The sequence below is a fragment of the Kitasatospora griseola genome (assembly GCF_044999035.1).
GTDB lineage: Bacteria > Actinomycetota > Actinomycetes > Streptomycetales > Streptomycetaceae > Kitasatospora > Kitasatospora griseola.
In genome coordinates, this window is the sequence record NZ_CP173360.1 from 3,538,017 (window position 1) to 3,551,759 (window position 13,743).

Annotated in this window: 12 protein-coding genes; 4 read left to right on the forward strand and 8 right to left on the reverse strand. The window is 71.8% G+C overall.

Features of this window, described 5'->3' with window-relative positions; all coding sequences use genetic code 11:
• Positions 1–5: 5 nt before the first annotated feature.
• The 3 genes from ACI1MP_RS15795 to ACI1MP_RS15805 form a co-directional block, all read right to left on the reverse strand.
• The gene (locus ACI1MP_RS15795; RefSeq protein ID WP_380334986.1) at positions 6–731 is read right to left on the reverse strand and encodes an HNH endonuclease; all 726 of its coding nucleotides are present in this window, start codon (positions 729–731) and stop codon (positions 6–8) included.
• Positions 728–1,651 carry an AAA family ATPase gene (locus ACI1MP_RS15800; protein WP_404868873.1) on the reverse strand — a complete coding sequence of 308 codons (924 nt, stop codon included), beginning with the start codon at positions 1,649–1,651 and terminating at the stop codon, positions 728–730. The genes ACI1MP_RS15795 and ACI1MP_RS15800 overlap by 4 nt, the downstream gene beginning before the upstream one ends.
• 203 nt (positions 1,652–1,854) lie before the next feature.
• Entirely contained in the window at positions 1,855–2,796 is a 942-nt protein-coding gene (locus tag ACI1MP_RS15805; RefSeq protein WP_404868874.1) for a LysR substrate-binding domain-containing protein, read from the reverse strand.
• 167 nt (positions 2,797–2,963) lie between these two features.
• Between ACI1MP_RS15805 and ACI1MP_RS15810 the strand changes: the two genes are divergently transcribed.
• Entirely contained in the window at positions 2,964–3,515 is a 552-nt protein-coding gene (locus tag ACI1MP_RS15810) for a peroxiredoxin (RefSeq protein WP_043915853.1), read from the forward strand.
• A gap of 5 nt (positions 3,516–3,520) precedes the next feature.
• Entirely contained in the window at positions 3,521–4,051 is a 531-nt protein-coding gene (locus ACI1MP_RS15815; protein WP_100588824.1) for an alkyl hydroperoxide reductase, read from the forward strand.
• Positions 4,052–4,118: 67 nt separating this feature from the next.
• On the opposite strand, the gene ACI1MP_RS15820 is transcribed toward ACI1MP_RS15815, so the two are convergent.
• The 4 genes from ACI1MP_RS15820 to ACI1MP_RS15835 form a co-directional block, all read right to left on the reverse strand.
• Positions 4,119–5,552 (reverse strand): AI-2E family transporter, encoded by a 1,434-nt coding sequence (locus tag ACI1MP_RS15820; RefSeq protein ID WP_380334976.1) that lies wholly within the window; start codon positions 5,550–5,552, stop codon positions 4,119–4,121.
• Positions 5,553–5,957: 405 nt separating this feature from the next.
• Positions 5,958–6,632 carry a transglycosylase SLT domain-containing protein gene (locus ACI1MP_RS15825; RefSeq protein WP_043915850.1) on the reverse strand — a complete coding sequence of 225 codons (675 nt, stop codon included), beginning with the start codon at positions 6,630–6,632 and terminating at the stop codon, positions 5,958–5,960.
• 406 nt (positions 6,633–7,038) lie between these two features.
• Positions 7,039–8,370, reverse strand: coding sequence for a PhoH family protein (locus ACI1MP_RS15830; RefSeq protein ID WP_043915849.1), 1,332 nt, complete (start codon positions 8,368–8,370; stop codon positions 7,039–7,041).
• 497 nt (positions 8,371–8,867) lie between these two features.
• Entirely contained in the window at positions 8,868–9,662 is a 795-nt protein-coding gene (locus ACI1MP_RS15835; RefSeq protein ID WP_100588821.1) for an isoprenyl transferase, read from the reverse strand.
• Positions 9,663–10,000: 338 nt separating this feature from the next.
• Between ACI1MP_RS15835 and ACI1MP_RS15840 the strand changes: the two genes are divergently transcribed.
• Positions 10,001–11,608 (forward strand): chitinase, encoded by a 1,608-nt coding sequence (locus tag ACI1MP_RS15840; protein ID WP_380334971.1) that lies wholly within the window; start codon positions 10,001–10,003, stop codon positions 11,606–11,608.
• A gap of 116 nt (positions 11,609–11,724) precedes the next feature.
• Here ACI1MP_RS15840 and ACI1MP_RS15845 read toward each other — a convergent pair whose 3' ends face one another.
• Positions 11,725–12,387: a prepilin peptidase gene (locus tag ACI1MP_RS15845; protein ID WP_380334968.1), complete on the reverse strand. Its 663-nt coding sequence runs from the start codon at positions 12,385–12,387 to the stop codon at positions 11,725–11,727.
• A gap of 119 nt (positions 12,388–12,506) precedes the next feature.
• Here ACI1MP_RS15845 and ACI1MP_RS15850 point away from each other — a divergent pair, with 119 nt between their 5' ends.
• On the forward strand, positions 12,507–13,721 hold the full coding sequence (locus tag ACI1MP_RS15850; RefSeq protein WP_100588818.1) for a pyridoxal phosphate-dependent aminotransferase: 1,215 nt from the start codon (positions 12,507–12,509) through the stop codon (positions 13,719–13,721).
• Positions 13,722–13,743 lie beyond the last annotated feature (22 nt).

The following is a 13,743-nucleotide window of genomic DNA, read 5'->3' on the forward strand; positions in this document are numbered from 1 at the left end:
GGCCCTCAGGCGACGAATCCCGGGTCGGCGGCGACCAGTTCGTCCAGCGCGGCGAGGACGTCCGGGCCGAGCACGGCGAGCGCCAGCGGGCGGCTGCGGCGCAGCCCGAGGACGGTGCGCAGCACGTCGGCGTGGTGGATCTCGCGCAGGGCCGCCGCGTACTCCTCGGCCTCCGCGGGGCCCGCCAGCTGCCAGGTCAGCAGCAGGGCCTTGACCACGGCGAACATCATCCGCCGGCCGCGCACCAGTTCGGGCCGCTCGTTGAGGCCGAACACCTCGATGGTGGCCTCGCCCCGGACGGTGAGCGGGTCGTACGCGCCGGAGTCCAGGTAGAGCAGCAGGTGGTCGGCCGGGTCCTCGCGGCACGGGTCGACCAGCAGGCCGTCGCCGGTGGCCGGGTCGCGCGGGAAGCGGTCGCGCTTGCGGTTGCTGTTGCAGTGCGCGCAGGCCAGCAGGTGGTTCTGCCAGTCGAAGGTCCGCAGCGGCGCCTGGGCGATCGGCTCGAAGTGGTCGATGTCGGTGCCCAGGTTGTCCCCGCAGTACATGCAGCGCTCCAGGCCGGGCGCCATCTGCCGCAGCATCAGCCGCAGTTGGGCCTTCGGCCGGACGGCCTTGCGCCACGCGGCGCGGCCGGACGCGGTGCTCGGGCCGGCCGCCCGGATGCCGGCGGTGGCCCGGTCGAGGTCGGCGGCCAGCCGCGACTGCAGGGCGGGCCGCTGGAGCGGGATCACCGGTCCCGGCCGAGCAGCCGCGCGGTGACCTCGTCGACCCGGGCGGTCAGCGAGCTGTTCAGCTTCGCCCCGAGTTCCCGGTACTCGGCGAGCTCCGCGTCGGTGGCCCGGCCCGCGTACATCTTGCGCTCCAGCCGCACCAGCAGGCGGCGTTCGGCCTCGGCGGCCGGCGAGTAGGCGCTGGGCAGCCCGAACAGCTCCGACAGCACGGTGTCCTCGCCACTGCCGTACAGCACCCGCTGCCGCAGGTCCTCGTCCAGCCGGTGCGGCGCGAAATCCTCGGCGGGGCCGGGCAGGCGGAGCAGCGCGCCCGGGTCGGCGGCCTGGCAGACGTACGGGCTGTGGGTGGCGACCAGGAACTGGGTGCGCGGGAACTGCTCGGTCAGCCGCGGGCCGAGACGCTGCTGCCACACCGGGTGCAACTGGCGGTCGACGTCGTCGATCAGCACCGGACCGGGGTGCGGGGCCGCCGCGAGTCGGCCGACCAGCCGGGCCAACGCGGCGACGCCGTCGCCGAGTTCGTCCAACGGCAGTTCCAGCTCGCCGTTCGCCACGTACTGCCGCCGCGGGTCGCTCACCCGCCAACCGGCGGGCAGCACCCCGGCCACCGACTCGGCGTCCAACGGGACGTCACGGCCCCCGGCCGGCTCCACGAACAGCGCCCGCGGCACGCCCTGTGCCACCCCGACCCGCCAGCGCGGCGCGGGCTCGGCCTCCACCCAACCGTCGCCCCAGCCCGCCGCCGAATCGCCCGGCAACGCCCCGAGCGCCACCGCGACCGCCCGCAGCAACGTGCTCTTCCCGCTCCCGTTCGGCCCCGCGACCACGTTCCACCCCGGTCCCGGAGGAACCGTCAGATCCACCGCCCGCGCCCCACGGAAGCACTTCACGCCGGACACCCTGATCCGCGACACGTACACCCGCCCACCCCCTCACCGTCTTTATGCCCAGCGCCCACCCACCCACCCACCCGTGACCCCGCCGCCGACGTGAACCCGGGGCAACTCCGCTGCGCGGGGCCGGGGCGGTGCCTCACGTGTGCTGCCACAGGCTCGCCCGCGCAGCGGTGTTTCTGCGCTCACCTTGGCGGCGGGGTCACGGGTGGGTGGGCGAGGGGCCGCCGTCAGGGCGCGATGCGGACGGGCAGGCCGCGCAGGGCGTCGCGGAGGGCCGCCCCGAAGCGGTCGTACTCCGGGGTGCGGGCGGAGCCGGGGCGGTGGGCGAGGCCGATGCGGCGGCCGGGGGTGGGGGCGGCGAAGCGGACGGCGGCGAGGCGGTCGGTGCGGCCGGTCTCGACGTCGAGGGCGGTGGCGGGGAGCAGGGTGACGCCGAGGCCGCCGGCGACCAGTTGGACGAGGGTGGAGAGTCCGGCGGCGCGGGTGCTTCCGCCGGACACCTCGGCGCCGACCTCGCGGCAGATGTCGAGTGCCTGGTCGCGCAGGCAGTGGCCTTCCTCCAGCAGCAGCACGTCCAGGTCGAGCAGGACGTCGCGCGGGACGTCGACCCGTCCGGCGAGTTCGTGCTCGGGCGGCACGATCAGCACGAAGTCCTCGTCGAACAGCGGGATTTCGGCCACCGGGACGCTGCCGCCCGCGGGCAGGGCCAGCAGCAGCAGGTCGAGGCGTCCGGTGGTCAGACCGTCCAGCAGGGAGGGGGTGCGTTCCTCGTGGACGTGCAGTTCGAGGTCGGGGTAGGCGTCGCGGACGAGTCGCAGGACGGTCGGCAGCAGGTAGGGCGCGACGGTCGGGATCACTCCGAGGTGCAGTGGCCCGGTGAACGGCCGGCGGGCGGCCTCGACCTCCTCGGTGAGGGCGTGCAGCGCGGACAGCACCTGCCGGGCGTGGACGGCGACCCGCTCCCCGAGCGGGGTGATCATGACGCGTCGGGTGGTGCGTTCGACCAGCTGTGCGCCGAGGGCCTCCTCCAGCGCGGCGATCGCGCCGGACAGCGCGGGCTGGCTGGTGCCGATCGCGGCGGCGGCCTCCCTGAAGTGCAGGTGTTCGGCGACGGCCGCGAAGGCCCGCAGCTGGGAGACGGTGGGCGTGCGTTGCGTAGGGTGCTTCACGGCTGCGCTTCCTGCGTGGGTCCGATGCTGCCACCAGTGTGCCGCACTGATCGGGATTGCCTATCAGGCAAAGCAGAAGATCCGATTTCACTGATCAGTAGCCGCTGTGCGACGCTGGACATGTCCGTAATTCGGACAACCCTCATCTCAACCCCTGGAGAAGCGACGTGCTGACGATCGGCGACAAGTTCCCCGAGTTCGAACTCAACGCCTGCGTGGACCTCGACGCCGCGAACGCCTTCGCCGAGATCAACCACAAGTCCTACGAGGGCAAGTGGAAGGTCGTGTTCTTCTGGCCGATGGACTTCACCTTCGTCTGCCCGACCGAGATCGCCGCGTTCGGCAAGCTGAACGAGGAGTTCGCCGACCGTGACGCCCAGATCCTCGGCGTCTCCGGCGACTCGGAGTACGTCCACCACGCGTGGCGCAAGGACCACAAGGACCTGCGCGACCTGCCCTTCCCGATGCTGGCCGACGTCAAGCACGACCTGATGCGCGCCTGCGGCGTCGAGGGCGCCGACGGCACCGCCCAGCGTGCGGTGTTCATCGTCGACCCGAACAACGAGATCCAGTTCGTCATGGTGACCGCCGGCTCCGTCGGCCGTAACCCCAAGGAGGTCCTGAGGGTGCTGGACGCCCTGCAGACCGACGAGCTGTGCCCGTGCAACTGGACCAAGGGCGAGGACACCCTCGACGCCCAGGCCCTGCTGGCCGGCTGACCCCGATGGCTCTCGACGAACTCAAGGCGGCCCTGCCGGACTACGCCAAGGACCTGAAGCTCAACCTGGGCTCGGTCATCGGCAACTCGGACCTGCCGGAGCAGCAGCTCTGGGGCACCGTGCTGGCCTGCGCGATGGCGACGGGCTCGTCCGCCGTGCTGCGCGAGCTGGAGCCCGAGGCCAAGTCGCACCTGTCGCCCGAGGCCTACCAGGCCGCCAAGGGCGCCGCCGCGATCATGGCGATGAACAACGTCTACTACCGGACGCTGCACCTGCTCTCCGACAAGGAGTACGGGACGATGCGGGCCGGTCTGCGGATGAACATCATCGGCAACCCCGGCGTCGACAAGGTCGACTTCGAGCTGTGGTGCTTCGCGGTCTCCGCGATCAACGGCTGCGGCCAGTGCCTCGACTCGCACGAGGGCGTGCTGCGCAAGGCCGGCGTCGAGCGCGAGGTCGTCCAGGCCTCCGTGAAGATCGCCGCCACCGTCCAGGCCGTCGCCTCGGTGCTGGACGCCGAAGCCCAGCTGGCGTAACGCACAACGCAAAGGTCCCGTCCCGGAGGAACTCCCCTCCCCGGACGGGACCTTGTCGTTTCTGCGGCTAGTGCTTGCGGGCCGCCTCGATCGCCTGGAAGACCTCCTGGCCGGCCGCGTTGCGCTGTCGCAGGTGCCCGGTGACGGTGTTGGTCACCGCGATCAGCGGCACCGCCACGATCGCGCCCGCGATGCCGCCGATGATGGAGCCCGCGGCGACGCCGAGCACCACGGCCAGCGGGTGGACCCGCACCGCCCGGCCGAGGATCAGCGGCTGCAGGATGTGGCCCTCCAGCTGCTGGACGGCGACCAGCACCACCAACGCCATCAGCGCCTTGAACGGCCCGACGGTGACCAGCGCGATCAGCACGGCGATGGTGCCGGTGACCAGCGCGCCGACCAGCGGCACGAACGCACCCAGGAAGATGATCACCGCGAGCGGCATCGCCATCGGCACCCCGAGCAGTTGGAGTCCGATGCCGATGCACAGCGCGTCGATGAACGCGACGACCACGGTGCCGCGGACGTAGGCGGTCAGCGTCGCCCAGGCCTTGGGCCCGGCGCCGGCCATCGCGTGCCGGGAGTGCCGGGGCAGGGCGCGCAGCATCCAGTTCCAGATCCGGGCGCCGTCGTAGAGCAGGAAGAAGATGGTGAAGGCGGTCAGCGCGATGCCGGTGAGCAGTTCGACGGCGATGCTCACCCCGGTGAAGCCGGCCGAGGTGAGCTGGTCGGAGTTCTTGCCGATGGACGTGGTGATCTGGTTGGTGAAGTTGTCCAGCTGGTCCTGCGTCAGGTGGAACGGCCCGTTGACCAGCCAGTCGCGCAGCGTCCGGACACCGTCCTGCGCCTTGACCGTGACCCGGTCGAGGTTGGTGGACACCTGCCAGAACACGAACCAGCCGACCAGGCCGATCCCGGCCAGGCCGGACATGAAGGTGCCGGCCGCGGCCACCGAACGCGGGACGCCGTGCCGGCGCAGCCAGGAGACGGTGGGCTCCAGCAGCGCGGAGATCAGCAGCGCGGCGAGCACCGAGAAGGCGACCAGCCGCAGCGTGTCGATGACCCGGAACACCACGTACAGCGCGACGCCGAGCAGCAGCAGGCGCCAGGTGGACTCGGCGGCGACCCGCAGCGTCCACGGCACCGCGTCCACCGGGTTGACGGGCCGGCCGAGCGGGGCCGCGGTGGGCGGTTCGGCGCTGCGCTGGGCCGGGACGGTCGGGTCGGTCCGCGCGGCCGCCCCTTCCGGGGAGGCGGCGGCGACGGCCCGGCCGTCGGCCGATCCACCACCCTGGTCGGCGAGTTGACGGGCCGTCTGCTCGACGGTGCGCAGGGCGGCCCGCTCGGCGGCGAGTTCGACGGCCTGTTCGGTGGCGAGGGCCTGCGCCTCCGCGGCGATGGCCGCACGACGGCGGCGTTCCGCGGCGGCGAACAGGCCGGCCGCGACGGCCCCTATCTTGGCGACGCCGCGCCAGCGGCCGCCGCTCGTCTCTTCCGTCACTTCCCCGGTCTCCCCCGCGTTCGTCTGCTGCGCGGCCGCGGGTCGCACGGCCGTCGGTGAGGAACGCTACCCGCCGTCGGGGCCCCGGGTCGCTGCGGTGACACGGACCGCTTCCAGGAGATTCCGGGCAAATCATCACCAATATGCCCGTTTCGTCCGCCCAGACGTGGGAAGGGGCCTCAACAGACCTTCTGTCCGCGGACCGGCCGGGAGCGGAGGAACCAGGACCCGCTCCGCTTCCCCGCGTCCGCACCGGACCGTCGCCGCCCGCTGCGCACTGGTCAGCGCCGCCCGGGCGGCACGGCCCGCCTGGAGGCCGCTGTCTCGCGGCAGCACGAAGGGCCCCGTTCTCGACCGTGCGAGAACGAGGCCCTTCGGAACGAGCCGTGGCTCAGTACCAGTGGCCTAGTACCAGTGGTGGGACTGCCAGAACGACCAGGCGCCGCAGGGGCTGCCGTAGCGGCTGTTCATGTAGTTGAGGCCCCACTTGATCTGGGTCTCGGGGTTGGTGCGCCAGTCCGCGCCGGCCGAGGCCATCTTGGAACCCGGCAGCGCCTGGACCAGGCCGTAGGCGCCGGAGGAGGCGTTGGTGGCGGTGTAGTCCCAGCCGCTCTCGCGCTTGACGATCTGGCTGAAGCACTGGAACTGGTTGGCGTCGCCGACGATCTGGAGCGCCATGTCCTGGACCGAGCCGGGGCTGACGGTGGCGAGCACGCTGCGGGCGGAGGCGCGGTTGGCCTCCTCCTTCGCACGCTTCTCCTCGGCCGCCTTGGCGGCCTTCTCCGCGTCGGCCTTCGCCTGGGCGTCGGCGGCGGCCTTCTGCCGGGCCGCCTCTTCCGCCGCCTTCTTGGCGGCGGCGTCGGCGGAGACCTGCTGGGCGTTGGCCTGGCGACTGATGCCGTCGCTGACGTTCTGGGCCTGAGCACCGGTGGGCGCGTCGGCGAGCAGGGTGGCGCTCGCGACGTCGACCGTCTGGACGGTCTTGCCCTCACTGCCAGAGGCCGCACCTACCACTGCACCGACGGCGGTCACCGCGGTGGCGGAGGCGACAGCGACTCCCCGGACCGAGATCCGAGTCACATGGTTTCCTTCCAGCGTCGCCCGGCGCGTGACCGTCCGGGCGCAATCTGCCCCTGGTCACTGGCCTCCGTCGAACTCTGGTCACGGGAGGCGCGGGCTCGGCCGTCCCCCCGGGCGAGCCCGGAGCGGCGGTGGAATCGAGCGGCGTACGGCCTTGCGGTGTTCAGTTTTCCGCCCGCCGACCGGAGTTGCCGGGCGAGGAATAGCCGTACGCGGGGCCTGACAGAACCCTCACCATGCCGCACGCGACGGTGTCTACGCAATTCCCTGTGCCGTGGCGGATCTCACAAACTTCGCCACCTGGGCGTTTGGTGGGCGAACGGCCGAGGGGTCGTCAACAGGGCTGACAGCGAAGGGGCCTGACGGTACCCGTCAGACCCCTTTGCCCCAGTGTGTCCGGTTATGCCTACGGCTGGATGTCCTCCAGCATCTCGGTCACCAGTGCGGCGATCGGCGAGCGCTCCGAACGCGTGAGCGTCACGTGGGCGAACAGCGGGTGCCCCTTCAGCTTCTCCACCACCGCGACCACGCCGTCGTACCGGCCGACCCGCAGGTTGTCCCGCTGGGCGACGTCGTGGGTGAGCACCACGCGGGAGTTCTGGCCGATCCGGGAGAGCACCGTGAGCAGCACGTTGCGCTCCAGGGACTGCGCCTCGTCCACGATCACGAAGGCGTCGTGCAGCGAGCGCCCGCGGATGTGGGTGAGCGGCAGGACCTCCAGCATGCCGCGGGAGATGACCTCCTCGATCACGTCCTGGGTGGTGACGGCGGAGAGGGTGTCGAACACCGCCTGCGCCCAGGGGCCCATCTTCTCGGCCTCGCTGCCGGGCAGGTAGCCCAACTCCTGGCCGCCGACCGCGTACAGCGGCCGGAACACCATCACCTTGCGGTGCTGGCGGCGCTCCAGGACGGCCTCCAGGCCGGCGCACAGGGCGAGCGCGGACTTGCCGGTGCCGGCCCGGCCGCCCATCGAGATGATCCCGATCTCCGGGTCGAGCAGCAGGTCGAGGGCGATCCGCTGCTCGGCGCTGCGGCCGCGCAGCCCGAACGCCTCGCGGTCGCCGCGGACCAGCCGCACCCGGCCGTCGGCGGCCACCCGGCCGAGGGCCCGGCCGCGCTCGGAGTGCAGCACCAGGCCGGTGTGGACCGGGAGTTGCTCGGCGCCTTCGACCGAGAGGGCGCGGTCCTGGCCGGCGAACAGCTCGTCCACCTGGTCGGCGGGGACGTGCAGTTCGGTCATGCCCGTCCAGCCGGAGGTGATCGCCAGCTCGGCCCGGTACTCCTCGGCCAGCAGGCCGACCGAGCTCGCCTTGATCCGCAGCGGCAGGTCCTTCGAGACCACGGTGACGTCGTAGCCCTCGGCCTGCAGGTTGCGGGCGACCGCGAGGATCCTGGTGTCCGCCTCGCCGCCGCCCGCCCGGTAGCCGGCCGGCAGGATCGACAGGTCGGAGTGGTTCAGCTCGACCCGGATGGTGCCGCCCAACTCGCCCACCGGGATCGGTTCGTCGAGCCGGCCGTGGCGGATCCGGTAGTCGTCCAGCAGTCGCAGCGCCTGGCGGGCGAAGTAGCCCAGCTCCGGGTGGTGCCGCTTGGCCTCCAACTCGGTGACCACGACGACGGGGAGGACCACCTCGTGCTCCTCGAACCGCGTCATGGCGAGAGGGTCGGCCAGGAGCACGCTGGTGTCGAGGACGTACGTGCGCCGGTCAGGTGTCCGGCGGCTCTTGGTACTGACCACTAGCCCTCCAGAGCGGGTGACGCGACGTCACCCGCGGCCCACCGGTCCCCACGGCCCCGCTGGCCGGGGGACGGTCTGAGGGAAGTCTTCCCAGGCGAGGAGGGCCGCATTCGCGCCGGAGCGAACGGCGGGAACACAACCGGTGAACGTTTTCCCGACTGGCGGACGGGTAGGGGAGACTGACCGACCGCCCACCGGCCTCACCCCCGGCGGCGCAGCCGATGTCGCAGCCCCGACTGGCGGACGGGTAGGGGAGACCGACCGCCCACCGGCCTCACCCCCGGCGGCGCAGCCGATGTCGCAGCCCCGACTGGCGGACGGGCAGGGGAGACCGACCGCCCACCGGCCTCACCCCCGACGGCGCAGCCGATGTCGCAGCCCCGACTGGCGGACGGGCAGGGGAGACCGACCGCCCACCGGCCTCACCCCCGACGGCGCAGCCGATGTCGCAGCCCCGATCGACGGGCGGGTACGACCAGCAGATGGCTGACCGACCGTCAGCGGCCCATCCGCCGGTTGCGCAACTGGTAGTCGCGCAGCGCCCGCAGGAAGTCGACCCGGCGGAAGGCCGGCCAGTAGGCCTCGCAGAAGTAGAACTCGCTGTGCGCGGACTGCCAGAGCAGGAAGCCGGACAGCCGCTGCTCGCCGGAGGTGCGGATCACCAGGTCGGGGTCGGGCTGGCCCTTGGTGTAGAGGTGCTCGGCGATGTGCTCGACGTCGAGGATTTCGGCCAGTTCCTCGATCGAGGTGCCGCGCCCGGCGTGCTCCTGGAGCAGCGAGCGGACGGCGTCGGCGATCTCCTGCCGCCCGCCGTAGCCGATGGCGACGTTGACGGTCAGGCCGTTGATGTGCGCGGTCTGCTGCTCGGCGCGCTTGAGCACCTCAGCGGTGGGGGCGGGCAGCAGGTCGAGCGCGCCGACCGGGTGGACCTTCCAGCGGCCGGCGTCGACCAGGCCCTGGACGGCGTCCTCGATGATGCCGAGCAGCGGGACGAGCTCCTCGGCGGGGCGGGCCAGGTTGTCGGTGGAGAGCATCCACAGGGTGACCACCCGGACGTCGGTCTCCTCGCACCAGCCCAGGAACTCGCTGATCTTGTCGGCGCCGCGCTGGTGTCCGTAGGCGGTGGTGCCGCCGGTGGCCTTCGCCCAGCGGCGGTTGCCGTCCAGGATCACGCCGATGTGGTGCGGGGTGTTGGCCAGGTGCACCTCGACCCGGCGGCCGTACAGCCGGTAGGCCTTGTCCAGCAGGGTGCGCAGCACCGGCGTGCGCTCCACCACATCGCGCAGACCCATCGTGAACGGCCCCTCCGTGCTGATTGCTCCGGGTGCGAAATCCCTGCGGCAGCCTACTCCGCCAGGCATTACCGGACGTAAAACCGCAGGTACCGGTCTTGTCACAGTGCGCTCCCGGGGCGGGATACGGAACGGTCTCCGAATCCTTAAACGGTCCCTAAACCGGATTCCGGGTCTTGACGCTTGCCATTGGTCTAGTCCAGCGTGTGGTCAGCACCACAGCGGACCCACCCCCACAGCGGAGCCGCCGCGACCCCCACCGCGGCGGCTCTCCCTTCCCCCGCCACGTCTGCTCTCCCCCCACACGCCCTCCCCCATCTCCTGCACTGGAGCCTGTCATGGCCCGTACCCTGCAGCAGCCGTCCCACCGGCGCCGCAACAAGTTCCCGGCGGTGCTCGCCACCGCGACCGCGCTGGCCCTGGCCGGCACCGGACTGGCCCTGTCGGCCGGCGGCGCGAACGCCGCGGTCGGCAACCTGGTGAGCAACGGCGGCTTCGACTCCGGCCTGTCGGGCTGGACCTGCACCGGCAACGCCACCACGGTCTCCACCCCCGTGCACTCCGGCGCGGGCGCGCTGGCCGCCACCCCCGGCGCCGGCGACACCGCCGAGTGCACCCAGACCGTCTCGGTGCTCCCCAACACCGCGTACTCGCTGAACGGTTGGGTGCAGGGCTCGTACGTCTACCTGGGCGCCCGCGGCACCGGCGGCACCGACCCGTCCACCTGGTCGGCGCAGAGCAGTTGGAACCAGCTGAACACCGGCTTCACCACCGGCGCCAACACCACCAGCGTCACCCTGTACGTCCACGGCTGGTACGGCCAGCCCACCTACTACGCGGACGACATCCAGCTGATCGGCCCGGGCGGCACCGCCACCCCGTCGCCGTCCGCCACCTCGGTCTCGCCGAAGCCGTCGGCCTCCGCCTCCGCGTCCCCCTCGCAGAGCGCCTCGCCGTCCGCCTCGGCCTCGCCGTCGCAGAGCGCCTCCCCGTCGGCGTCCAACTCGCCCAGCCCGTCCGGCTCGGCGACCACCCCGGCGCCCAACACCGGCCTGCCCAAGCACCTGCTGACCGGCTACTGGCAGAACTTCGACAACGGCTCGACCGTGCAGAAGCTGCGCGACGTACAGAACGCGTACGACATCATCGCGGTCTCCTTCGCCGACGCGACCACCACCCAGGGCGGGATCTCCTTCACCCTGGACCCGGCGCTCGCCACCAAGCTCGGCGGCTACACCGACGCCGACTTCAAGGCCGACATCGCCGCCAAGCACGCGGCCGGCAAGAAGGTCGTGCTCTCCATCGGCGGCCAGAACGGCGCGATCTCGGTGGGCAGTTCGGCCGCCGCGACCGCTTTCTCCGACTCGGCGTACAAGCTGATCCAGCAGTACGGCTTCGACGGCATCGACGTCGACCTGGAGAACGGCGTCAACTCCACCTACATGGCGCAGGCGCTGCACACCCTGCAGGCCAAGGTGGGCTCCGGCTTCGTGCTGACCATGGCGCCCGAGACCATCGGGATGTACTCCACCGCGGGCGCCTACTTCCAGCTGGCGCTGGCCACCAAGGACATCCTCACCGTCGTCAACACCCAGTTCTACAACTCCGGTGGCATGAACGGCTGCGACGGCAAGGTCTACACCCAGGGCACCGTCGACTTCATCACCGCGCAGGTCTGCACCCACATCCAGGGCGGCCTGCGGCCCGACCAGGTCGGCATCGGCGTCCCGGCCTCCACCAAGGCGGCGGGCGGCGGCTACGTCAACTCCACCGTGGTGAACAACGCGCTGGACTGCCTGGCCACCGGCAACCACTGCGGCAGCTTCGTCCCGCCGGCCAAGTGGCCGACCATCCGCGGCGCGATGACCTGGTCCACCAACTGGGACGCCAACAACGGCAACGACTTCTCCAACAACGTCGGCGCCTTCGTCCACAACATGCAGTGACCTTCCACCGGTGCGCCGCTCCTTGAGGGTGGGGCAGGTGCACACACAGGGGCCCGTCGTACCGCTGGGGGTACGACGGGCCCCGCCCCCTTTTTTCCGGGGCGGGACGCGGCGCGTCAGGACGTGACCAGGACCGCCGCCAGGGTGCCCAGCAGCATCGCCGGGCCGAAGGCCAGTTCGGTGCGGCGGCCGGCCCGGCGCAGCACCAGCAGGGCGACCGCCCACACCGCGGCGATCAGCCACATGTAGAGCAGACCGGCGTAGAACGTCCGCCAGCCGCCCAGGCCGAGCACCGCACCGAGCGACGGGGCGAGCTTGACGTCGCCCAGGCCCATCGGCGCGAACAGCGCCAGCAGCAGGAACAGGCCGCCGAGCGCGCCCGCCGCCAGGGCGCAGCGCAGCCACACCTCCGGGCGGTGGTCGGCGACCGGGACCAGCAGCGCCGTCCCGACCAGCAGCGGCAGGGTCAGCGCGTCCGGCAGTCGCTTCACCGCGGCGTCCACGAACCCCAGCGCCACGCCGAACAGCGCCACCCAGACCAACAGCGGCAGCCACCGCCCCGGGGCGTGCGCGGCCAGCAGCGCGCCGACGGCCGCGGCCGCCAGTTCCACCGTCAGCGGCGGCGGCCCGGGCCGCTCCCCGCAGCGGACGCAGCGGCCGAGCGGCGTCACCGCGCAGGCCCGCCACGGCTCGCCGCCGGGCACCGCGTACCGCACCACCGCCGACCGCAGCAGCACTCCGACCAGCAGCCCGAGCACCGCTCCCAGCGTTGCCAGCATCCGACGCCTCCCCTGACGGCCCGCCGCGACCCTACCGCCGCACCACCGTTCGCCCGTCCGTGTCCAGGTGGCGAACACCACTCGGAACCCGGCCCGGGCCGCCCGTAAAGTAATCGGGCATGCAGGTCATCCAGTCCAGCAAGCTCGCCAATGTCTGCTACGACATTCGCGGCCCGGTGCTCGACGAGGCGATGCGACTCGAGGAACAGGGCCACCGCATCCTCAAGCTCAACACGGGCAACCCGGCCGCGTTCGGCTTCGAAGCCCCGCCCGAGATCCTCCAGGACATCCTCCGCAACCTGTCCTCCGCGCACGGCTACGGCGACTCCAAGGGCCTGCTGTCGGCCCGCCGCGCCGTCGTCATGCACTACGAGGACCGCGGCCTGCACGGCCTGTCGGTCGAGGACGTCTACCTGGGCAACGGCGTCTCCGAGCTGATCCAGCTCGCCATGACCGCCCTCCTCGACGACGGCGACGAGGTCCTCGTCCCCGCCCCCGACTACCCCCTGTGGACGGCCTCGGTCTCGCTGGCCGGCGGCACCGCCGTCCACTACCGCTGCGACGAACAGGCCGAGTGGTACCCCGACCTGGCCGACATCGCCGCGAAGATCACCGACCGCACCCGGGCGATCGTGGTGATCAACCCCAACAACCCCACCGGCGCCGTCTATCCGCGCGAACTGCTGGAAGGGATCGTAGAACTCGCCCGGCAGCACCGGCTGGTGATCTACGCGGACGAGATCTACGACAAGATCCTCTACGACGGCGTGGAGCACGTCCCGCTCGCCACCCTCGCGCCGGACCTGTTCTGCGTCACCTTCAACGGCATGTCCAAGTCCTACCGGGTGGCCGGCTTCCGCAGCGGCTGGATGGTGCTCTCCGGCGACCGCCAGCGCGCCCGCTCCTACATCGAGGGCCTCAACGTGCTCGCCTCGATGCGCCTGTGCGCCAACATGCCCGCCCAGCACGCGGTCGCCGCGGCACTCGGCGGACGCCAGTCCATCCGCGACCTCGTCCTGCCCGGCGGACGGCTGCGGGCCTCGCGCGACGCCGCGTACAAGCTGCTCAACGAGATCCCCGGCGTCTCCTGCGTGAAACCGAAGGGCGCGCTGTACGCGTTCCCGCGACTCGACCCGCAGGTCTACAAGATCAAGGACGACGCGCAGATGGTCCTCGACCTGCTGCGCGCCGAGCGGATCCTGATCGTCCAGGGCACCGGCTTCAACTGGCCCGACCCCGACCACTTCCGCCTGGTCACCCTCCCCCATCCGGAGGACATCACGGACGCGGTCACCCGCATCGGCGACTTCCTGTCGGGCTACGTCCAGCCGTAGGACGCACGACAGGATCCGGCCG